Origin of the sequence: Streptomyces sp. MI02-7b, from assembly GCF_033793585.1 — a bacterium.
GTDB lineage: Bacteria > Actinomycetota > Actinomycetes > Streptomycetales > Streptomycetaceae > Actinacidiphila.
The window spans coordinates 107520-129011 of the sequence record NZ_JARAWX010000023.1; the positions used below are offsets into that span (position 1 = coordinate 107520).

Genomic DNA, 21492 nt, shown 5'->3' on the forward strand with positions numbered 1-21492 from the left:
GTGCGGCCGGGCATGTGCTGACGGACGCGGCGGGTACGGTGCGCGGCGAGCGGTTGACGGTGCTGCCGGAGAACGCGGGTTTCCGGGTGACGGACGACGCGACGGGCGCGACGACGCGCTACGGCGCCGACGGCCGCCCGGTGGAGACCGGCGTGGTCCTCGCCGACCCGGTGACGGGAGCGCGGGGCGACCGGATCGCGGTGCCGGACGGACAGGGGGGCCACCGGCTCACCGACACCGCCGGGACCGCGCTGGACGACGAGGTCACGACCCTCCCCGACAACCAGGGCCTGCGGATCGCGAACCGCACGGGATACGACACCTTCGGGCCCGACGGCGCCGTCACCGGCGACGGCCTGCGGCTCACCGGACGTGACGGCCGACCTGCCGGCCACGTCGACCGCCCGGCGGGCGGCGCGGCCCGGTGGCTGGACGACGCGTTCGCCGCCGACGCCGGCCGCGTGCTCACGCGGCGCCCGAACGGCGACTTCGAGATCGTGCTGCCCGGCGGCGGCCACGAGGTCTTCGACGGGGCGACCGGGCGGTTCCTGGGGGACAGGACCCCGCTGCCCGGTGGCGGCCACCAGGTCACCGGGATCGACGGCACGTTCAGCCGCTACGACCGTGCCGGTGTCCGCACCGCCGACGGCGCGCCGCTGCCGAACGAGCCCGGTGGCCGCGTCCTCGTCACCGAGCAGCCCACCGCGGCCGCCCCGCAGGGCGCCCGGTGGCTGGAGGACGGCGCGGGCACGCGCCTCGCGCACTGGGACGTCACCCTGCGGCAGAACAACGCCGTGCGCGCCGAGTTCAACCTGCCCGGCACGCCCCGGCACGGGGAGTTCGTCGAGATCGCCGGGGACGGCACTCTGGCCCGGCAGTCCTTCAACGTCCTGGACAACGGCCGGGCGACCGGCTTCCGGTACGAGGTCGACCACGCGGCCCGCACCTGGCGGCGCACCGACGCCGTCGGCGACCCCGTCGGCACCGGCTCCTTCCACCGCGGCGGCGTCGACCACGCCGGGGAGGCGAACGGCCGGGTGCGCCTGCTCGGCTCGACCAAGGCGTCGGTCGCGGTCTTCGAGCGGCGGCTGCTGCCCGGCGGCGACGTGCTCGACGCGTTCCGCCGTACCGATACCATCCAGTTCGGCCGCACCAACGCCCGTACCACGTGGGCACGGTGGGACCGGGACGGCGGCGCGCCGCTCGGTTCCGGCACCCGGCACTACGACACCGCGGGCACCGGCTGGCGGGACAAGGAGGGCCTGCAGACGGTGCGGGAGTACCGCGACGGCCTGCAGAAGTACGACGGCCTGGCCGGCCACACCCTCGCGGAACGCAACGCCGACGGCACCTGGACCTGGTACCGCTACGACGGCGCCGCCCGGGAGCTGGACCAGGGTCCGCGCACCCGGGACCTCCATGACGCCGGCTGGACCGACCGCACCGCGGGCGGCGCGATCGTCCAGCGGCAGTGGGGCATGGGCCGGACGCCCGACTACGCCGGGCAGTACCAGGAGTGGACGCTCACCCGTGACCGCACGCTGCCCGGTACCTGGGAGCGCCAGTCGCCGCACGGCAAGGAGAGCGGCAAGCGCGAGGTGTTCGGCGACGGCCACCTCACCACCGAGCGCTGGCGCGAGCAGCGCCCGCCGGCCTTCGTCCGCAACCACTGGATGCCGGATGCCGGGCGCGCGGAGGGGATGTACGCGCACGTCCTCCGCGACAGCACCTACCAGATGTTCACCTGGGTCAAGGAGTCCCCGACCGCGGCCGGGTCGGGCGTGCGGTACGTCGGCCTGGACGGCGGCATCGTCGACCTCGCGGCCGACGGCTCGTTCGCCCGGTCGGTCACCAAGCTGCACGACGGCACGACCCTCAAGGTCGGCGACAACGTCGCGCGGCCGCAGCCCGATCCCGGTCACGGGCACCAGCCGTGGACCGACGGCACCCGCAGCGGCTACCGCGTCCCGGTGCAGGGCTCGCCCGACGGCATCGTCTGGCGGGACGAGTTCCGCGACGCGCAAGGCGGGGTACGGATCGCCCGCGAAGGCCTGCCCGACGGCGTCGTGCGCGAGTACGCCGACCCGCGGACCCCCGCCGACCGCGTGGGCCGCGGCACCTGGGTCACCCGCGACGCGCACGGCAACCTGACCGGACAGCAGCACCCGGACCCGAGCGGCGCGCAGAACAGCTTCGTCCGGGGCAGCGGGCGGATCGACTCGTCCCGCTGGACCTGGCGGCGGATGGACGGCCAGGACAACGAACTCGCCCGTGGCCGACGGGAGTTCCTCCGAGGCTCGAACGACGCCCGGCTGCCCTGGGACGACTCCTACCGGGACTTCGACGCGCAGGGCAACCTGGTCCGCGAGCGCCGCATGCTCGACTCCGGCCGCTATGTGGACGCCTGGCCCGACCCCGACCCCGCGCACGCCGGCGACTGGCTCACCGCCAAGTTCGAGCGCAACGGCACGCGGGTCGACCCCGGAGCCGGACGCGAGGTCCGCACCTGGTGGAACGGGCACGCCTGGCAGAACCAGTGGCGGCCCGGATTCCGCCACTTCCGCGACGAACTCGTCCCGCCGGCCGGCCAGGGCGGCGTCCAGCCCGCCCCCGTCAGGCTCCGCGAGACCCCGGTGCACTCCGGCGGTCCGCTGCGGGTGCGCGAGTTCGACACGGGCGCGGCCACCGCGCACTCGGTGTGGAAGGAGTTCGACCACGGCGCGGTCGTCCGGCAGCGCGCGGTCGAGGGCCAGGGCTACCTGGAGACCGACGCCTGGCGCGGCCAGTGGAACCGCTACGACGCCCGGGGCCGGCTCGTCGCCCAGCGCACCGACAACGGACTGGTCTTCGAGACCGACACCCTCGGCCGGATGCGCCTGGTCGGCAACGAGTACGACTTCCGCGGCCCGCTGACCGAGATCCGCGGCTGGGGCCGCCGGGTCCGCGAGGCCCAGCGCATGCCGTGGTCCGGCACCGCCCTGCCCGAGGGGCCCGGTGCGGGTGCGGCGGCGCTGCGCGAGGCCCGCTACCAGCCGTACTGGCAGACCGTGGCGTACAAGGCGGCCCTGGAGTTCGGCCAGGAGTTCATCCTGGAGTTCGGCGCCAACCTGGCGGTGAACGGCATCGTCGCCGCCGCCCAGGACAAGCCGTTCACCGGCAAGGACGCGCTGAAGGCGTTCGCGAACGCCGCGGTCGGCGCGACGGTCAAGACCGGCCTGAGCACCGCGGTCCACGAGAACCGGGGCGCGATCTTCCGCGACCTCGGCGACTTCAAGGCGGGCTGGGCCAACATCGACAGCGGCAAGCACTGGAACCGCCGCCCCGGCAACCACGACAAGAACTGGGCCAACGAGTGGGGCGGCAACGAGACGCCGACCCGCTGGCGCGGAGGCATGTACGACTTCTCCTTCAGTGCCGGCAGCAGCGTGATCTCCGGCTGGATCAACGGCAGCATGAACGCCGCGGTGTGGGGCGTGACCAACGCCGACGGCCAGACGGTCAAGCTGCACGGCGCCGACGCCTTCCTCGACGGCGGCATCAACGCCCTGGCCTCGCTCACCACGGCCGCCTCCACCGCGCTGGTGAAGAACGTCTTCGTGATGGGCGGCGGCAGCCGGTTCTTCCACCGGCAGGGCTTCGCGGACTTCTGGATCCAGCTGCCGTTCAAGATCTTCGAGAAGACCATCCAGTCGATGTACCTGACCAGTGCCTACCGTGCGAGCATCAATCCGTCCTGGTTCCAGGTCCCGCCGCCGCCCCCGCAGCCGGCCGCGGGCGGGAACCAGTAGCAGGGACCGTGGGAACAGCAGCAGAGCCAGTGAAGGATCCGGACATGACGCGTCACACCGTGGCCCCCAAAGGACAGGGCGGCAAGGGTGCCTTCCACCGGATCGCCGACGCGGTGCGGGCCGCCGCCCCCGGCGATCTGGTGGTGATCGCGCCCGGCACCTGGACCGAGGCCGTCGTGCTCGACCGCGCGGTCGTGCTCGCGGCGGAGCACGGCCGGGGCAGCGTCGTGCTGGCCGCGCCGGCCGGCGACCGGCCGGCGGTCACCGTCGACGGCCCCGACTGCGCCCTGCACGGGGTGACCGTGTGGGGTTCCGACGAGGGCGCCCCGGCGGTCGCGGTGCAGCCCGGTGCCGGGCTGGTGATGGAGGACTGCGCCGTCGAGGGCGGCCGGATCCAGGTCCGCGGCCCGGACGACGAGGAGGCCGGCACGACCGCCGTGATGCTGCGGCGGTGCCGTCTGGAGGGTGCCCGGCTGGCCGGCCTCTACCTCGCCGGAGGGGTCCGCGCGCAGGTGGAGGACACCACCGTCACCGGCGTGGACGGCACCGGTGTCGTCCTGTCCGGATCGGCCCGGCTCGACGCCGTACGCCTGCGCCTGGGCCGCACGACGGGCTCCGGCATCCGGCTGCGCGGCCACGCGCGGCTGCGGCTCGCCGACTCCACGCTGACCGGGACCGGCCGGGCCGGGCTGCTGCTGGAGGACGGTTCCGAGGCGACGGCGGGCGAACTGCGCATCGAGTCGCCCGGCGCGGCCGGCGTGCACCTCACCGGATCGGCGCGCGCCGAACTGACCGACTGCCGCATCCGCGGTGCCGCCTCCGTCGGCCTCGCCGTGCAGGACAAGGCCCAGCTCAAGGCCACCGGCTGCGCGGTGGCCGATGCGGGCGCCAACGGGGTGCTCATCAGCGGCGTGGCCACGGTCCGCCTCGCGGACTGCCGGATCGACGGCAGCGCCTTCAGCGCCGTGCACGCGTCCGGCACCGCCACCGGCCACCTCGCCGACTGCCTCGTGCGCGGCGGCGCCGAGCACGGCGTCCACGCCGCCGGGGAGGCGCGGGTGGAACTCGCCGACTGCGGCATCCGCGACGTCGCCATGACCGGCGTCGCCGTGGTCGAGCAGGCCACCGCCACCGTCACCGGCTGCCGTATCGACGGCGCGGCCACCGGCATCGGCGTCGGCTCGGCCACCGGCACCCGGGTGGAGCGCACCACCGTGACCGGCACCAGGGAGATCGGCGTCCAGATCGCCTCCGGCGGCACCGCCGTCCTGGCGGGGATACGGATCACCGGGGCGGGCGCGGCGGGCGTCGTCGTCGACAAGGGCGCCGACGCCACGGTCGAGGGCGGATCGGTGGAGGACTGCGGCGGCTCCGGTGTCGTCGTGTGGACGGGCGCCCGGCCCTCCGTCACCGATCTGCGGATCAGCGGCCCGGCCAAGAACGGCGTCTTCCTCGCCGACGGCGCCGGCGGCACCTTCACCAGCCTCGACGTGACCGGCTCCGGATTCCCCGCCCTGCACGTCGGCGCGTCCGCCGACCCGCTGTTCCGGCAGGTCCGGACCCGGGACTGCGCGGAGGCCCTCGGCACGGACGAGGGCGCCGCCCCGCGGCTGGAGGACTGCACGGCCGACGGCGTCCCGCTGACCTTCGGCGCGCCCGCCCCCTCCGCCCGGCCGGGCTCCCCGGCCACGCCGCCCGCGGCATCCGGCGAGCCGCGCACCGCGGGGGCCGGCGACGACCAGGACGTGCCCGAGGAGCACCTGGAGGACCTGCTCGGCGAACTCCACGCCCTCGTCGGCCTCGACCGGGTCAAGCACGACGTCGGCTCGCTGGTGAAACTCATGCAGACGGTCCGCCGCCGCGAGGAGGCCGGACTGCCCGCGCCGCCGCTCAGCCGCCACCTGGTCTTCGCGGGCAACCCCGGCACCGGCAAGACCACCGTCGCGCGGCTCTACGGCAGGCTCCTCAAGGCGCTCGGCCTGCTGCGCCGCGGCCACCTCGTCGAGGTCGACCGTACCGCCCTGGTCGGCGAGTACGTCGGCCACACCGGCCCGAAGACCACCGCCGCCTTCAACCGGGCGCTCGGCGGCGTCCTGTTCATCGACGAGGCGTACTCCCTCGCCCCGCTCGGGGCAGGAAACGACTTCGGTACCGAGGCCGTGGCCACCCTGGTCAAGCTGATGGAGGACCACCGCGACGACGTCGTCGTCATCGCCGCCGGCTACCCCGGCGACATGGACCGCTTCATCAGCTCCAACCCGGGCCTGTCCTCCCGCTTCGGCCGCACCCTGCTCTTCGAGGACTACGACGCCGCCGAACTGGTCTCGATCGTGGAGCACCAGGCCGAGGAGCACCAGTACGAACTGACCCCCGCCGCCCGCGCCGAACTCGCCCTGCTCTTCGAGCGCCTGCCGCGCGGCGAGGGTTTCGGCAACGGCCGCTCCGCCCGGCAGATGTTCCAGGAGATGACCGAGCGCCAGGCCCAGCGCGTCGCGGAACTTTCCGCCCCGACCCCTGAGGAGCTCATCAGCCTCGAAACCCAGGACCTCCCGGTCCCGGCCACCCCGTCCTGACCCGCGCGGTCCGTTACCGGGTCCTGGGTGCTCGACGACGATCCCCACGTGCCGCTGACGCCGGCAGCGGTCCTGGGGAGGCTCCGGGCGCGGATCGATGCGGGCCGAGGCGAGACACGGCTGACCAGCTCGTCCGGCCGGCTGCCGGCCGTCGTCACAACACCGAGCGCGCGATGGTGGCGGTGTCCGACGGCGAAGGTGACCCCGGCGGCCACGCCGGGGACCTGGGAGCCGAGGGATCGAGCCGGGGCTTCGTCCTGTCCCACGGGCAGCACGACGCGTACGCCGACGAGGACACGGTGCCGCTCGCGGAGGCGTTCCGCATCGTCGGTCACCTCGTCCGTGAGGGATCCCCGCCCACGGACGCGTCCTGGACGGTCGATCGCTGACCGGCGGCGGCAGGCCGAGTCGGTCGGACGGGGCGGCTGCACGGGCAGCGGCGCGGCGATCACCGCCGGCCTCCGTGCCCGGTCCGACCTCCCGCGACCGGACCGATGGCCGGAAGCCAAGAGACTGGGGGTCCGTAACATGAGGGCATGACGTTCCAGCGCGCACGCAGCGAGGAGCAGCGGGAGATCCGCCGCCAGGCGATCTTGAACACCACCGCCGCGATGCTCGACACCATGCGGGTCGGCGAGGTCGGTCTGAACGCACTCAGCGTCCAGGTGGGCCTGGCCAAATCCAATGTGCTGCGCTACTTCGAGTCCCGCGAGGCGATCCTGCTGGAACTGCTCGACCGCGACACCAAGCAGTGGCTGGGCGGGCTCTCGCAGCCGCTGGCCGACGCGGTCGACCCGGACGCCCCGGGCCGGGAGCGCGGCAGGCAGCTCGCCGCCGCCCTCGCCCGCTCCCTTGCCCCGCACCGAGTGCTGTGCGACCTGCTCGGCGCCCAAGGCGGCGTTTTGGAACACAACGTGTCCGCCGAGACCGTCGCCCGCTACAAGTACGCCATGGTCGACAACAACGGCACCCTGAGCGGGCTGGTCCGCCGGCACCTGCCCGAACTCGGCGCCGACGCCGCATGGAAGGTGTCCGCGATGGTCTTCGTCCTGGCCGGCGCCCTCTGGGGCCAGACCCAGCCTTCCCACAGCGTGCGCGCCGCCTATGCGGCCGACCCCGAACTGGCGGCATTGTGCTGGGACTTCACCGAGACGCTGGAGGACACGCTCGCCACCCTCATCGCCGGGATCCTCGCCGGCGACGGCGCCCCGGCAGGCCGCTGACGCCCTTCCGGAGTTGAGGGTGGCCGCCGGTCGCGGCTGAATCCCCCGCCGGCGCCGAACGCGGACCACCGCCACGGGAAGGGCCCCGTGACGCCGGTCGTCCCGGGGTCAACGCCCCTCATCGCAGGCCGACAGGCCCAGTACGTGTGCCGATGGCCCGAATCGCCCCCCCGAGCCGGAGCGCTCCGCGAGCCAGTTCACCTCGATGTCCCTCACATGCCACCGAAGCGCCATCGCGCACCGGCACAACTACGCCGCACTCCCGCCTGTCTCACCCCATGTGAACGCATCCTCCCGAAGCGGGGCGCGGCTTCCGACGGCATGCACCGCCTCTGCCGCGAGGGTGCGGCACTCGGCCGACGGGCCGACCACCATCGTCTGCACCACGACCACCAGCACCAGCACCAGCACCAGCAGCACGCACGACGCGAACGACGCACTCGATCTTGAAGCGGCCGCAGCCGCGTCCGCCACCGCCCGGTCGCTCACCGCGACCGCCCTGCCGAACGGCACCGCCGCAGGGACCCGGGTGGGCACGGACGCCTCGGCCGTCCAGGTCGATCGCCGCACACGCACCACAGACCTCTGAGGAGTTACCCATGCGAGCGAGAGCCCTCGCCGCCGCCACCGGCATAGCAGTCGCCGCGGGCATGGTTCTGGCCGCCTCTCCCGGCACGGCCTTCGCCGACGGCACGCACCCCCCGGACCACTGCGCCGCGCCCACGGGCAACGGGCCTTCGGTCCCCACGAGCCTGTACAACGGCCCCTTCGCGGAAGACGCCCCGTGGGGGGACGACGGCACCCCGATCCAGGTCTTCGTCGGCCAGACCGCGACGCTCGCGGGCTATCTCTACTGCGCGCCGGTGGGCGCCAAGGTGCAGATCACCCGCAAGAGCGCGAACGGCACCAGCGCCGTGGTGGGGACGGTGACCTCCACCCCGATCGACTCCCTCGGCGCCACGTGGTCGTTCGACGACTCGCAGCCTGCCGGCAACTACACCTACACGGCCGCCTACCTGGGCGACGACACCTATCTGCCCTCCGACGGCACCCGGGTGATGCGCTTCGTGCGCCACCCGGTCTCGATCAAGGTCACCGCCAACGCGCCGAAGTTCGAACTGGGCAAGGCGAACCGCGTCACGGTCACGGGACAGCTCACCTCGGCCGAAGGCCTCGCGATCCCGAAGGGCCAGAAGCTGGGCGTCCGGCTGGCCCTCAACCCCGCCAACGGCGCGCCCGGCACGCCGTTGGCGCCCGCGGTGACGACCGACACGGCGGGACACTTCGCCTTCCCGATGGACATCCGCGCCGAGGGCAAGTACCAGCTGCAGCTGAGCTACCCGGGCACCGCCGACCTGTCGGGTGCCTCGGCCACCGCCGATCTGAACATGACGCGGCTGACCCCGCAGCTCACGGTCCAGACCGACCGCGCGCTCTACGGCTTCAAGGCGAAGGCCACGGTCACGGCCCACCTGGGCACCACCTACACCGGCCGCACGGTCGGGCTGTACGCCACGCCGGTCAACGGCAAGCGCGTCACCATCAGGACCGCCAAGGTCGACAAGAACGGCAACATCTCCGGCACCTACGTGGTCAGCCGGAGCACCAGGTTCTCCGCCACCTTCGCCGGCGACTCGCGCTACGCGCCCGCCTCGGCCTCCGTCGGGACGAAGACGACCGCGCTCATCCACGGCACCGCCGGCGGCTACCTCAGGACGACCACGTCCGGGGGCCAGACGTACAAGGTCTACCACCACACGTCCTCGGCGAAGTTCGCCGTCGACGTGGCCCCGGCCGCACCCGGCCAGTGCGTCCGCGTCCAGCGGCAGACCTTGACCGCCGGGGCGTGGATCGGGGGAGACATCGACCGGAGCATCTGCGTGAAGCTCAACTCCAAGAGCGCCGCCGCCTACTCCATGGCGCTCGGCACCATGAACCAGAGCAGGGTGCGGGTGCGCTTCCTGTACGACACCGTGTACAACGCCCCGACCTACAGCGCCTGGCAGTACATCGCCGTCGTCAACTGACCGCCGCGATCCGATCAGGACCCGGCCACGGCACGGGGCTCCTCATGGGTTGCACTCCGCCCATGAGGAGCCCCGTTCCCCGCCGAATCCGCCTGGCGCCGCCACAGCCCCCGGTCCGCGGCTGATCACCAGGAGAACCAACCCGGAGTGGCCGAGCAGACCTGCGGCGTGTAGTCGCAGACGGTCCCACTGAGGCGCTCCGCCGTCATCCTCACCGCCCGCTGTTCGCCGGCGGCGTCCCCCCTGTCGGCCGCCACCACGAGGGCCAGGGCGGCCGGAATGCAGGCGAAGAGGAACGGAGGGCGCGACGGCTTGCCCCTCGGCTGCGCCGCGGCCGCTCGACCAGGCCCTGCGCCACGCCCGCGGCCACCACGACACCCGCATCACCGACGACCCCGAAGCGGCCATCGCCATCGCCCGGCTGTGCGCGGGCTTGCCGCTCGCGCTGCGCATCGGCGCCGCCATTCCGGCTGCCGCCCTCACCCGGCCCGCCAAGTCCCCCGGCATGTCCGCAGAGAAGTGACGACGGCGTGGAGATGGCTCTGCCCGAGCTGGGAATTCACTACCGAAAGTTGTGTGGCGGTTGTTATCATCCCCGCTTGCTTGCATGGCGGAGTGTGGCCGAGGGGGATGGTGACGAGCCCTGCCGCCGTGCCTTTTTGACTTCCCTGGGGAGGGACCCTTGACCCGGTATGCCCGGATCGCTCTCGCTCTCGTCAACCTGGCCGTACTGGGCGCCGGCTCACTGACCACCGCGGGCACGGCAGCCGCGGACACCACCCCGGCACCGATCACGACGGACGGCGTGTGGGGCATCGACTACGCGGGCGGCTTCCTCACCAGCGTGGAGAACACACCGAGCGGCTACCAGTGGGTGATCGGGCGGCAGATCTCGGCAGACGGTTCCACGGTGCTGGACACGACGTCCCGTGGGTACGCCGCCACCTACGCGGACGGCAGCCATGTGCAGCGGGTGCCCTGCGACGCGGGTCCGGAGGGCTGCGTGCCGATGCGCTCCTTCGGCAACACGTATGTCGGCTACTTCAAGGACGACGGCACCGGTGAGCAGACGGCCCAGATCCGTCTGACCGAGAACTCGCGGAGCGGCACGGACGAGCCGACGGTCAGCGGCGGCCGCTTCGTCGACGCGACCGGCCGCTATTACGTCTACCAGGCCACCTCGACCGGCAGGCAGTACGTCGACGCGGTGAACTCCTACCGCTACGACGACGTGCGGCTGACCCGGTCCGTCACGGCCGCCTCCGTGTGGGGTGCGGCGCTGTGGACGCCGGGCACGGGCAACGGGGTCGTCACCGCGTACGACCTGGAGGCGAAGAAGAAAGTGCAGACGGTCTCCACCGGGGCCCCCTGCACGGTCAAGGAGCTTCAGGTCCTCGGCCGCTGGATCTACTGGAACTGCGGGCCGACGGGCGCCGCGGGCGTGTACGACCGTACTGCGAAGAAGAACATCAAGGTCCCGTCCGGTCCCGCGCTCGTCGGTGACGGCTACCTCGTCCAGCACGACCGGACCGCCGGAAAGCTGATGCTGACGGACTACCACTCCGGGACGGCCGCCGCCGCGCGCGCGATCGCGGACCTACCGGCCGGGAACACCGTCGACCAGCGGCGGCTGACCTGGACGGTGGACAAGTTCGGCGGCGACATCGCGTATGTCGGCGCGGACAAGGCGATCCGGATCGTGCAGAGCGGGGTGCCGACCCAGTCGCTGGCGAAGATCGAGTCGGACGTGGCCGGCGACGGGGTGGACGTGAAGGGCCGCAACGGCGTCAACTACTGGGACAGCATGTGGCAGTTGAACAAGCCGGCGGACTGGACCTTCACTGTGAAAGACGCGCGGGGGCGCACCGAGCGGACCATCACGGGCAGCGGGGCGCACGTCGAGGTGAACTGGGACCTGAAGACGGACTCGGGCACCTATCCCTACAACGGCCTCAAAACCTGGAGCCTGAAGGCCACCGCCGAGGACGGCGGCGGCACGTACACCACGGGCGGTTCGCTGGGGTACGGCGGCGGCCTCCAGGGCTTCCACGACCAGGGGTACTACAGCTTCGGCGAGCTGGTCACACTCAACTCCTCGGGCGCTCTGACCCTGCACTACACCAAGGGGAAGGGCACCTTCGACTTCAAGTATTCCGGCTCAGGCTGGCCCGCCGGGACGGTGGCCGTGCCCTTCGGCGACATGGGCACGGACCGGTGCGCCGAGATGCTGGTTCGCATGCCGAACGGCGAACTGCGGCGCTACGCGGGCCGGTGCGGTGAGCCGTACAACCCGTCGAACAGCCACACCTCCCTCGGCACCGGCTGGAACGCGTACAACGTCCTCACCGCGCCCGGCGACCTGACCGGCGACAGCCGTACCGACCTGCTGGCCCGCAAGGCATCGACCGGCGACATCTATCTGTTCGCCAACGACGGCGCGGGCAAGCTGAAGGCGGGCGTGAAGATCCGCTCGGCGTGGACCGGTTACACGAAGATCGTGGGCGCCGGGGACCTGAACGGCGACGGATACGGGGATGTGCTGGCGCGGGACAGGTCGGGCACGCTCTACCGCTACGACGGGCTGGGGAACGGGAAGCTGAACGACCGCGTGAAGGTCTTCTCGGACTGGGGCGGCTCGTACAACGCGATCGTCGGGGTCGGGGGACATCACCGGCGACGGGAAGAACGACCTGGTTGCGCGGGACACGAGCGGCAACCTCTATCGCAACGACGGCAAGGGGAACGGGTCGTTCGGCTCGCGGGTGAAGGTCGCTACCGGATGGCAGGGCTACAAGGGTCTTTTTTAGTCCATGAGTTGGCGCATGTCGTGTCCCCGGCGAGGGAATCGCCGGGGGCACGGCAGACGACGCCATAGCGAGTGGGCGCCATGTCGGCGTTCCGTCGCGCCGCAGGCCGAACGCCCCGACCGGGCGGTACGCGCCAGGTCAGTGCCTGCTGCTCGAAGCGACAGGCTTTGCGCCGGAACCGTCTGCGCCCCCGGTACGAGCACGGATGCACGGAGACGGCGCCCTGCGGCCGGAAAGCGGGACATTGCCCGGACCGGGTGCAGGTGCGGCGGGAGACCAAGAACACCAAGTCACGCGCCGGCCGCCGCGCCGTTCCGCCGCCGGGTCCTCTGGTCGTGATGCTCCGCTCTCACGCAGAGGCGCGGAAGCGGGAGCGCAAGGAAAGCCGCGACCCTGTGGACCGGGTCGGAGTACGTGTTCACCAAGCGCCTGGGCGGGCCGCTCAGCCCGAAACACGGACTACCACGACTGGAAGCGGCTTCTCGAAGACGCCTGCGTCCGTGACGGCCGTCTTCACGACGCTCGCCACACGGCCGGCACCGTGCTGATGGTGTTGAGCGTTCCGGACCGCGTCATCGACCGGATCATGGGGTGGGAACCTGGCGGCGCCGCGCGGCTGCGGGCCCGGTACCTCCACGTATCCGACCACTTGCTCAAGGAGGTGGCCCGGAAGATCGGGACGGCGATCTGGGGAACAACGGGGGCTGAGAAACCTCGAAGGGCCCCACCGCGACCGGTGGGGCCCTTCGACAACGTGCCCGGTGAGGCACTGGCGGAGGATACGAGATTCGAACTCGTGAGGGGTTGCCCCCAACACGCTTTCCAAGCGTGCGCCCTAGGCCACTAGGCGAATCCTCCGCGGCAAACATTACTAGATCGGAGGGAGTGCTCGCGAACTCGTTCCCGCGGAGCGTCGGCGTGCATCCGGGGGTGATCGGATCGGGTACGCTGGGTGCAGCCCCTCACGTGGCGCTATCTCGCTGAACCCCCCCAGGGCCGGAAGGCAGCAAGGGTAGGTGGGCTCTGGCGGGTGCGTGAGGGGTCTTTCCTTTGTCCCGGAGGGCCGGTTCCCGTGGGGTCCCCGTGGGGTCCTTGTGGGCTCCGTCACACGGCCGGGGCCCGGGTGTCGGCGGGGGCCGATATCGTCGTAGGCGTGTCCCTCGCTCTGTACCGCCGCTATCGCCCCGAGACCTTCGCCGAGGTCATCGGGCAGGAGCACGTCACCGACCCGTTGCAGCAGGCGCTGCGGAACAACCGGGTCAATCACGCGTACCTCTTCAGCGGGCCGCGCGGCTGCGGGAAGACCACCAGCGCGCGCATCCTGGCCCGCTGCCTGAACTGCGAGAAGGGCCCGACGCCGACACCCTGCGGGGAGTGCCGGTCCTGCCGCGACCTGGCGCGCAACGGCCCGGGGTCGATCGACGTGATCGAGATCGACGCGGCGTCGCACGGCGGTGTGGACGACGCGCGCGACCTGCGGGAGAAGGCGTTCTTCGGGCCGGCCGGCAGCCGGTACAAGATCTACATCATCGACGAGGCGCACATGGTCACCTCGGCGGGCTTCAACGCCCTGCTGAAGGTGGTCGAGGAGCCGCCGGAGCACCTGAAGTTCATCTTCGCGACGACGGAGCCCGAGAAGGTCATCGGCACGATCCGCTCGCGCACCCACCACTACCCGTTCCGGCTGGTCCCTCCGGGGACGCTGCGCGACTACCTGGCGGAGGTCTGCGAACGCGAGGCGATCCCGGTCGAGGCCGGGGTGTACCCGCTGGTGGTCCGGGCCGGGGCCGGCTCGGTGCGTGACTCGATGTCGGTGATGGACCAGCTGCTCGCGGGGGCCGGCGAGGCCGGTGTGACGTACGCCATGGCGACCTCGCTGCTGGGGTACACCGACGCCGCGCTCCTGGACGACGTGGTGGACGCCTTCGCCGCCGGGGACGGCGCGTCGGCGTTCGAGATCGTGGACCGGGTGATCGAGGGCGGGCACGACCCGCGCCGTTTCGTGGCCGACCTGCTGGAGCGGCTGCGGGACCTGGTGATCCTGGCGGCGGTACCGGACGCGGTGGAGAAGGGCCTGATCGACGCCCCCGCCGACGTCCTGGAGCGGATGCGGGCGCAGGCCGGCGTCTTCGGTGCGGCCGAACTGAGCCGCGCGGCCGACCTGGTCAACGCCGGCCTCACGGAGATGCGCGGGGCGACTTCCCCGCGACTGCAGCTGGAACTGATCTGCGCGCGGGTGCTGCTGCCCGCGGCGTACGACGACGAGCGGTCGGTGCAGGCCCGCCTGGACCGGTTGGAGCGGCGCGCCTCGGCGGCCGGTTTCGCGGCGTCGGCGGGCGGGCCCGCGGCCGCGGGCCCGCCCCCGGTCGTGGAGTTCGGCGAGCCGCTGCCCCCCGGCGGTGGCCGTGCGGCGGCCCGTGCGGCGATGAATCCCCCGACGCGTCCCGCCGACGAGTCCGCCGCGCCACCCGCGCCCCCCGCTCCTGCCCCCGCGCAGGCCCCCGTCCCCCCGGAAACCACCCCCGCCGCGCCCGCCGCGCCCGCCGCTCCGCGTCCCGGTGCCTGGCCGAGCGCGGCCGCCCCCGGCGGAGGCCAGCGCCCCGGCGCCTGGCCCTCCGCGGCCTCACCGGCCTCACCGGCCTCTTCGCCCCCCGCTCCCGCGGAAACGGCACCGGCTCCGGCGGCCCACGCCCCCGCGTCCGGGGCACCCGGCGGCGACCCCTCCCGGGTCCGCCAGATGTGGCCGGACATCCTGGAGGCCGTCAAGAACCGGCGCCGGGTCACCTGGATACTGCTGGAGCAGAACGCCCGCCTCGTCGGGTTCGACGGCTCGACGCTGCAGATCGGTTTCGACAACCCGGGCGCGCGCGACAGCTTCGTCAACCGCGGCCACGAGGACGTCCTCCAGCAGGCGATCACCGACGCGCTGGGCGTCCAGTGGCGCATCGAGGCGATCGTCAGCCCCGGGGGCCCGGGCGGCGGCTCCTCGGGCGGTTTCGGCGGCGGTTCCCGTCCCGGTACGGGACACCCGCAGGGCCCCGCGCCCGCGGCGCCGCAGCATTCCCAGCCGTCGCAAGCGCCACAGCAACCGCATCAGGCCCAGGGCCAACAGCCCTACCAGCAGCCGCCGTCGGCCGCTTCCGCCGCTCCTGCCCCGCAGGCCGCGTCGCCCGCCTCGGGCCGTGCCGCCGCCGCCCGCGCCGCGGTGGGGGCGCCGTCCGCGGCGTCGGGTGCGGCGTCCGCCGCCGCACACGCACCGATCGCCGACGAGCCGCCCCCGGTCGAGTACGACATGCCCGAGGACGACGACCCGGATCTGGACGAGACCGCCCTGAGCGGCCACGACCTGATCGTGCGGGAACTGGGGGCCACCGTGATCGAGGAGATCGCCAACGACTAGCCGGGGAGCAGGGGGAGAGCAGCCGGAGACCGGCCGGCGACACCGTCCGGCGACCGGCGGGCCGCCGCCCGGCAACCCGCCAACGACCGGCCCTCGCCGGTCCTTCCGGCAGGAACGGGCGACGCGTGTCGGTCGTTCCTGGCTACGGGTAGCGCGAGCGGGCGCCCGAGCACGTAGGCTCGCCCTACCCGCACAACCGACGTCGTGAGGCAGGAGCGAGACCGTGATCCCCGGTGGTGGTCAGCCGAACATGCAGCAGCTGCTCAAGCAGGCCCAGAAGATGCAGGAGAACCTCGCGGCGGCCCAGCAGGAGCTCGCCGAGACCGAGGTGGAGGGCACCGCGGGCGGCGGCCTGGTGAAGGCGACCGTGACCGGTGCCGGTGAGCTCCGGGGTCTGGTCATCGACCCGAAGGCGGTCGATCCTGAGGACACGGAGACGCTGGCCGATCTGGTCGTCGCCGCCGTGCAGAACGCGAACGCGAGCGCGCAGGAGCTGCAGCAGCGCAAGCTCGGCCCGCTCGCCCAGGGGCTCGGGGGCATCCCGGGCCTTCCTTTCTGACGGCCCCGGGTCTTCCGGACCGTCCGAGCGACGAAGAGGGCACAGCGTGTACGAGGGCGTGGTTCAGGACCTCATCGACGAGCTGGGCAGGCTGCCCGGCGTGGGTCCGAAGAGCGCGCAGCGGATCGCGTTCCACATCCTTCAGGCCGATCCCGCCGACGTCCGCCGGCTCGCGCACGCGCTGAGCGAGGTCAAGGCGAAGGTGCGGTTCTGCGCGGTCTGCGGCAATGTCGCCGAGGCCGACCAGTGCCGGGTCTGCCGCGACCCGCGCCGCGACACCACGGTCATCTGTGTGGTCGAGGAGCCCAAGGACGTGGTCGCCATCGAGCGCACCCGCGAGTTCCGCGGCCGTTACCACGTGCTCGGCGGCGCGATCAGCCCGATCGAGGGCGTCGGCCCCGACGACCTGCGGATCAGGGAACTGCTCGCGCGCCTCGCGGACGGCACCGTCACCGAGCTGATCCTCGCCACCGACCCCAATCTCGAGGGCGAGGCCACGGCCACGTATCTCGCGCGCATGGTCAAACCGATGGGACTGAAAGTCACCCGTCTCGCCAGCGGCCTGCCGGTCGGGGGCGACTTGGAATACGCCGACGAGGTCACGCTCGGCCGGGCCTTTGAAGGAAGGCGGCTGCTTGATGTCTGACAACGCCCTTGACCCCGACGACTTCGCGTCCTCGATCGTGGACCAGATCGAGAGCTTCATCCTCTCGGTGCGGGAGGTCGCCAAGGGCGACGACCCGGACAGCGCGGTGCCCTATCTCCTGCTGGAGGTCTCGCAGTTGCTGCTGGCCGGCGGCCGGCTCGGCGCGCACGAGGACATCGTCCCGGACGAGCGGTACGAGCCGGACCTCGGGCCGGAGCCGGACGCCGACGAGCTGCGCGAGCGGCTCGCGGTGCTGCTGGAGCCGATCGACGTCTACTCCGAGGTCTTCGACCCGTACGTGCCGCGCAGCACGCCGGTCGCCTGCCGGATCTCCGACGACCTCGCGGACGTGGTGACCGACCTCGCCCACGGCCTGGCGCATTTCCGGGCCGGCCGGATCACCGAGGCGCTGTGGTGGTGGCAGTTCTCGTACCTGTCCAACTGGGGCCCGACCGCCTCGGCGTCCCTGCGCGCCCTGCAGTCCCTGGTGGCGCACGTGCGGCTGGACAGCCCGCTGGACGCGCTGGACGGCCTGGACACGGACGCGGGCGCGGACGACGACGACCGGCTCGCGGACGAGGCGGGCCGTGTGATGGCCGCCGAGATCGCCAAGCCGCTGGGGCTGCGCCCGGCGAAATGAGGTCCGCCGGGGGACCGCCGGTGGTCACCGGCGGTTCACGAGGACGTACGCCGGGGGCAGTGATATTGAGCACGACGCACGGCGCGATTACGCCGGCGGGCCGTTGGGCAGATGGCCCGCTGAGTGAGCCGGGCGTCTCAGTATGTGGTGGTAAGGGGTCGATCCCGGCCTGCTCGATAAACTGAGCCGAACGCAGTACCAGATTTGAGGAGCGCACGTGGGCCTTGTCGTGCAGAAGTACGGCGGCTCCTCCGTTGCGGATGCCGACGGCATCAAGCGGGTCGCCAAGCGGATCGTCGATGCCAAGAAGACCGGCCACCAAGTGGTCGTCGTGGTCTCGGCGATGGGTGACACGACGGACGAGTTGATCGAGCTCGCCGAACGGGTGTCGCCGATGCCCGCCGGCCGCGAGTTCGACATGCTGCTGACCGCCGGAGAGCGGATCTCCATGGCCCTGCTGGCGATGGCGATCAAAAACCTCGGACACGAGGCGCAGTCGTTCACCGGCAGCCAGGCGGGTGTCATCACCGACTCCGTCCACAACAAGGCCCGCATCATCGACGTCACGCCGGGCCGCATCCGCACCGCCCTGGACCAGGGCAACATCGCCATCGTGGCCGGCTTCCAGGGCGTGTCCCAGGACAGCAAGGACATCACGACGCTGGGCCGCGGCGGTTCCGACACCACGGCCGTCGCGCTGGCGGCCGCCCTGCACGCCGAGGTCTGCGAGATCTACACCGACGTGGACGGCGTGTTCACCGCCGACCCGCGCGTGGTGAAGAAGGCGCGGAAGATCGACTGGATCTCCTCCGAGGACATGCTGGAGCTGGCCAGTTCCGGCTCCAAGGTGCTGCTCCACCGCTGCGTGGAGTACGCCCGCCGATACAACATCCCGATCCATGTCCGGTCGTCGTTCTCCGGCCTCCAGGGCACCTGGGTCAGCAACGAGCCGCGAGAGGACGCCAAGGGCATGGAGCACGCGATCATCTCCGGTGTCGCGCACGACACTTCCGAGGCCAAGGTGACGGTCGTCGGTGTGCCCGACAAGCCGGGCGAGGCTGCGGTGATCTTCCGGTCGATCGCGGACGCCGAGATCAACATCGACATGGTGGTGCAGAACGTGTCGGCGGCCTCCACCGGCCTGACCGACATCTCCTTCACCCTGCCCAAGAGCGACGGCCCGAGGGCGATCGAGGCGCTGAAGCGCACGCAGGCCGGCATCGGCTTCGAGGCGCTGCGCTACGACGACCAGATCGCCAAGATCTCGCTCGTCGGCGCGGGCATGAAGACCAACCCCGGTGTCACGGCCCAGTTCTTCGAGGCGCTGTCCAACGCGGGCGTCAACATCGAGTTGATCTCGACCTCCGAGATCCGCATCTCGGTGGTCACGCGGGCCGACGACGTCAACGAGGCGGTGCGCGCGGTGCACACCGCCTTCGGGCTGGACACCGAGAGCGACGAGGCGGTCGTCTACGGCGGTACCGGCCGCTGAGGCGCCGGACATTCCGTCACTGTCCGCCGCTCCCGCCCCACACCTACCACCCGTACCACCCGCTTTGTCCCACGACCGTCGGTCCACCCCCTGCCGGGGCGGACCGGCGGTCGTGGCGTTACGGAATGCCACCCGCCACATCCCCGTCCCGTCCTGCGGCGTTCACCGAACCGGCGAGTATCGATCGTGTGATCAAAATATGGTCAGGATCGCTTGAAGGAAAGCTGCAAGCGCCAGACAATTTGAGCTCCCCTGTGTTCCGCAACCGGGCGGCGCGCGGGGAGCGTCCTTGTGTCAGCGCACCCGCTTAATGTGCTGCTGCACGCCGGACGCGGCGCAACAGCGCCGGGTTAAAAGGGGTATTGAGGATAGTTGGTACGCATGGGGATATGCGCGGCGCCATCAAAAACGGTGCCCCGACCGCACAACCCTGACGGGGGGAAGTGTGTCCAACAGTCGTGGCAGAGGCACTCGGCATCGAAACGGCGCTCCTGGGGCGCGGCGCGGCTCCCGCGCGACCGCACGCGCGGCGGCCGTCCGGCGTGGTCGGCGGTATGCCGGTGATCGCGCCCTGGCCTGTCCTGCAGAGTCCCTCGGGCCGCGACCGGGGGGACGCTGACGACGCGATGTCGGCCGGGACCACCGTCGACCACCTCACCGAGACCTACCGGGCGCACTACCGCTCCCTGCTGGGCCTCGCCGCGCTCCTGCTGGACGACACCGCCTCGTGCGAGGACGTCGTCCAGGAGGCCTTCATCCGCGTCCACTCCGCCCGCAAGCGGGTCCGTGAGCCGGAGAAGACCCTCGCCTACCTCCGCCAGACCGTCGTCAACCTCTCGCGCTCCGCGCTGCGCCGCCGCATCCTGGGCCTGCGGCTGCTGGCCAAGCCCATGCCCGACATGGCGAGCGCCGAGGAGGGCGCCTACGAGCTGCTGGAGCGCGACCAGCTCAAGGCGGCGCTGCGCACCCTGCAGCGCCGTCAGCGCGAGGTCCTCGTACTACGCTATTTCGCCGACATGACCGAAGCCCAGGTGGCCGAGACCCTCGGCATATCCATAGGGTCCGTGAAGGCGTACGGCTCGCGCGGCATCGCGGCGCTCCGCGTCGCGATGGAGGCCCCGGCATGACCGAACCGAACACCCCCGAGGGCATGGACCCCGAGCACACCGAGCACACCGAGAGCCCGAAGAACGCCGAGAGCCCGCGGAAGGCGACGGCCGGCACCCCACCCGAGCCACTCGCGGTGCCCGACGTGACCCCCACCGCGGGCGAGCGCCCGCGCGCGGAGGACGAGCCGGACCTGAGCCCGGACGAACTCGCGCTGCGCAGGCTGCTGCGGGACGCCGTGCAGGACCTCCATCCCGGTCCCGAGACGCTGACGCACCTGCGCCGGGCCGTGCCCGCGCGGCGCGCGCACCGGCGGCAGCTGCTGGTCGGTACGGCGGCCGCGGGCCTGCTCGCGGTGGCGGCCGTGCCGGCCGTGCTGCACGCCACGAACACCTCCGGCTGGGACACCCCCAACCCGGTGGCCGCCGCCGGCGCCTCGTCGTCCGACAGCAGCGACGCCGCGCACTCCACCGAAGGCACGAAGGACGAGCAGCCGTCCGGCCCCGCCACGGGCGTCGTCGCCGCTCCCACGGCGGGCGGCGGCGGCAAGCACGATGCCCCGGGTACCCCGGACGGCGACCCGACCCCGCACACCACGGAGTCGTCCGGCGACACGGTCGTCTCGTCGCCGGCGTGCACCGCCGCCGACCTCGGCAGTCCGACGGGCTGGGCCGGAGCGGCCGACGCCGCCGGCCGGATCACCGGCTACTTCCGGGTGGCCAACGTCTCCGCGGGCCCCTGCACCATCGACGGCGGCGGCGTGGTCAACGCCACCGCGCAGGGCTCCGCCGACCCGACGCGGATCAGCGTGCTCGACCACGTGGCGGGCGACGGCAGCGGCCTGCCCGACGCCGGGCCTGAGCCGCTCGTCCTGCAGGCCGGCGCGAGCTACGAGGTGCAGTTCGCCTGGGTCCCGGCCGCGGGCGGGGACATCAGTGGCTGTGCCGCCCCGCCGACCTCGCCGACGCCCACGCCCACGGGCAGCGGGGAACCGACATCCGGCAGCACGACGTCCGGTCAGACGATCACGACCCTGGACTCCGCGCCCGCCGACGGAGCCCCCGCCGCGAGCGTCCAGCTCAGCCACACCCCCGACGCCGGGTCCCCGGTCGTGACCGCGACCCTCGCCGGTGCCTGCGCGGGCACGATCTACCACACCGGGCCGCTCGCCGTGTCCTGAGCACCGCCCGGGACGGAGGCGGGAAACGGGGGCCGGAGACGGGGGCGGGT

The 21492-nt window shown here is 72.4% G+C and carries 14 protein-coding genes, 1 tRNA gene, 1 other RNA gene and 2 pseudogenes; 17 read left to right on the forward strand and 1 reads right to left on the reverse strand.

Annotation, left to right across the window (positions count from 1 at the left end; all coding sequences use genetic code 11):
* The 9 genes and pseudogenes from PV364_RS31320 to PV364_RS31355 form a co-directional block, all read left to right on the forward strand.
* On the forward strand, nt 1-3788 hold a 3788-nt coding region (locus PV364_RS31320), incomplete at its 5' end, for a hypothetical protein (protein ID WP_319663855.1).
* A 44-nt stretch (nt 3789-3832) separates the two neighbouring features.
* Nucleotides 3833-6361 carry a right-handed parallel beta-helix repeat-containing protein gene (locus tag PV364_RS31325; RefSeq protein WP_319663856.1) on the forward strand — a complete coding sequence of 843 codons (2529 nt, stop codon included), beginning with the start codon at nt 3833-3835 and terminating at the stop codon, nt 6359-6361.
* A gap of 182 nt (nt 6362-6543) precedes the next feature.
* Nucleotides 6544-6750, forward strand: coding sequence for a hypothetical protein (locus PV364_RS31330; protein ID WP_319663857.1), 207 nt, complete (start codon nt 6544-6546; stop codon nt 6748-6750).
* Nucleotides 6751-6897: 147 nt separating this feature from the next.
* The gene (locus PV364_RS31335) at nt 6898-7584 is read left to right on the forward strand and encodes a TetR/AcrR family transcriptional regulator (RefSeq protein WP_319663858.1); all 687 of its coding nucleotides are present in this window, start codon (nt 6898-6900) and stop codon (nt 7582-7584) included.
* 343 nt (nt 7585-7927) lie between these two features.
* Nucleotides 7928-8173, forward strand: coding sequence for a hypothetical protein (locus PV364_RS31340; protein ID WP_319663859.1), 246 nt, complete (start codon nt 7928-7930; stop codon nt 8171-8173).
* A 10-nt stretch (nt 8174-8183) separates the two neighbouring features.
* Nucleotides 8184-9611: a hypothetical protein gene (locus PV364_RS31345; RefSeq protein WP_319663860.1), complete on the forward strand. Its 1428-nt coding sequence runs from the start codon at nt 8184-8186 to the stop codon at nt 9609-9611.
* A gap of 2236 nt (nt 9612-11847) precedes the next feature.
* Nucleotides 11848-12093, forward strand: a pseudogene (locus tag PV364_RS41380) (hypothetical protein); the annotation flags it as partial.
* Between the two features lie 208 nt (nt 12094-12301).
* The gene (locus PV364_RS41385) at nt 12302-12418 is read left to right on the forward strand and encodes a hypothetical protein (RefSeq protein WP_415924626.1); all 117 of its coding nucleotides are present in this window, start codon (nt 12302-12304) and stop codon (nt 12416-12418) included.
* 167 nt (nt 12419-12585) lie between these two features.
* Nucleotides 12586-13112 (forward strand): annotated as a pseudogene (locus PV364_RS31355) (tyrosine-type recombinase/integrase); the annotation flags it as partial.
* Between the two features lie 76 nt (nt 13113-13188).
* Here the strand turns inward: PV364_RS31355 and PV364_RS31360 are convergent.
* Nucleotides 13189-13276 (reverse strand) — tRNA-Ser (locus PV364_RS31360).
* Nucleotides 13277-13371: 95 nt separating this feature from the next.
* Here PV364_RS31360 and ffs point away from each other — a divergent pair.
* The 8 genes from ffs to PV364_RS31400 all read left to right on the forward strand — a co-directional run bounded on the left by ffs (nt 13372) and on the right by PV364_RS31400 (nt 21442).
* Nucleotides 13372-13468: signal recognition particle sRNA small type (gene ffs, locus PV364_RS31365), an RNA gene on the forward strand.
* Between the two features lie 103 nt (nt 13469-13571).
* On the forward strand, nt 13572-15818 hold the full coding sequence (locus PV364_RS31370) for a DNA polymerase III subunit gamma and tau (protein ID WP_319663862.1): 2247 nt from the start codon (nt 13572-13574) through the stop codon (nt 15816-15818).
* Nucleotides 15819-16041: 223 nt separating this feature from the next.
* The gene (locus PV364_RS31375; protein WP_319663863.1) at nt 16042-16377 is read left to right on the forward strand and encodes a YbaB/EbfC family nucleoid-associated protein; all 336 of its coding nucleotides are present in this window, start codon (nt 16042-16044) and stop codon (nt 16375-16377) included.
* Between the two features lie 46 nt (nt 16378-16423).
* Nucleotides 16424-17023: a recombination mediator RecR gene (recR, locus tag PV364_RS31380; protein WP_319663864.1), complete on the forward strand. Its 600-nt coding sequence runs from the start codon at nt 16424-16426 to the stop codon at nt 17021-17023.
* Nucleotides 17016-17663, forward strand: coding sequence for a DUF5063 domain-containing protein (locus PV364_RS31385; RefSeq protein ID WP_319663865.1), 648 nt, complete (start codon nt 17016-17018; stop codon nt 17661-17663). Before recR ends, PV364_RS31385 begins: the two co-directional genes overlap by 8 nt.
* Nucleotides 17664-17880: 217 nt before the next feature.
* Nucleotides 17881-19155 (forward strand): aspartate kinase, encoded by a 1275-nt coding sequence (locus PV364_RS31390; RefSeq protein ID WP_319663866.1) that lies wholly within the window; start codon nt 17881-17883, stop codon nt 19153-19155.
* A 554-nt stretch (nt 19156-19709) separates the two neighbouring features.
* The gene (locus PV364_RS31395; protein ID WP_319663881.1) at nt 19710-20282 is read left to right on the forward strand and encodes a SigE family RNA polymerase sigma factor; all 573 of its coding nucleotides are present in this window, start codon (nt 19710-19712) and stop codon (nt 20280-20282) included.
* On the forward strand, nt 20279-21442 hold the full coding sequence (locus PV364_RS31400; RefSeq protein WP_319663867.1) for a hypothetical protein: 1164 nt from the start codon (nt 20279-20281) through the stop codon (nt 21440-21442). Before PV364_RS31395 ends, PV364_RS31400 begins: the two co-directional genes overlap by 4 nt.
* Nucleotides 21443-21492 lie beyond the last annotated feature (50 nt).

Coding starts and splice junctions, on each gene's coding strand:
- PV364_RS31325 (WP_319663856.1), top strand. CDS start 3,833: ATGACGCGTCACACCGTGGCCCCCAAAGGACAGGGCGGCAAGGGTGCC.
- PV364_RS31335 (WP_319663858.1), top strand. CDS start 6,898: ATGACGTTCCAGCGCGCACGCAGCGAGGAGCAGCGGGAGATCCGCCGC.
- PV364_RS31345 (WP_319663860.1), top strand. CDS start 8,184: ATGCGAGCGAGAGCCCTCGCCGCCGCCACCGGCATAGCAGTCGCCGCG.
- PV364_RS31385 (WP_319663865.1), top strand. CDS start 17,016: ATGTCTGACAACGCCCTTGACCCCGACGACTTCGCGTCCTCGATCGTG.
- PV364_RS31395 (WP_319663881.1), top strand. CDS start 19,710: ATGCCGGTGATCGCGCCCTGGCCTGTCCTGCAGAGTCCCTCGGGCCGC.
- PV364_RS31400 (WP_319663867.1), top strand. CDS start 20,279: ATGACCGAACCGAACACCCCCGAGGGCATGGACCCCGAGCACACCGAG.